The following is a 587-nucleotide window of genomic DNA, read 5'->3' as shown; positions in this document are numbered from 1 at the left end:
ATCTTATCGATAAGCAGTATTGATATTAAAGGGACAGTTTTATCGTTGGTTAATATGGAAAAAGTGATGACCATGATGCCTTTCTTAAAAAGAGTATTTCTTTTTATTTCACTTTCACATAAACAGTTAATGACTTCTGACTTTGAGCCGTTCGAACTCAGTTATATAAAGGTACATACATAGGCCACACACACACACACACACACATATATATATATATATAGGGAAGTAGCAACAGTCACCGAAAAGAAAAGGTAAAAAGTAAAAAATGACAAGCGAACCAGAGTTTCAGCAGGCTTACGATGAGATCGTTTCTTCTGTGGAGGATTCCAAAATTTTTGAAAAATTCCCACAGTATAAAAAAGTGTTACCTATTGTTTCTGTCCCGGAGAGGATCATTCAATTCAGGGTCACGTGGGAAAATGATAATGGCGAGCAAGAAGTGGCTCAAGGATACAGGGTGCAGTTCAATTCAGCCAAGGGCCCTTACAAGGGTGGCCTACGCTTCCACCCATCAGTGAACCTGTCTATCCTAAAATTATTGGGTTTTGAACAGATCTTCAAGAATGCGCTCACGGGCCTAGATA

Annotated in this window: 1 protein-coding gene; it reads left to right on the top strand. The window is 38.8% G+C overall.

All coding sequences use genetic code 11. The annotated features are described in order from the left end of the window. Positions 1-268 precede the first annotated feature (268 nt). Positions 269-587: Glu/Leu/Phe/Val dehydrogenase dimerization domain-containing protein (locus tag IE124_RS36395; RefSeq protein ID WP_502266948.1), on the top strand; the 319-nt coding region annotated here is incomplete at its 3' end.

The organism is Streptomyces narbonensis, assembly GCF_014649015.1.
Taxonomy (GTDB): Bacteria; Actinomycetota; Actinomycetes; order Streptomycetales; family Streptomycetaceae; genus Streptomyces; species Streptomyces narbonensis.
The sequence above is the reverse complement of the archived record's forward strand: the minus strand, read 5'-3'. Positions and strand labels throughout refer to the sequence as shown.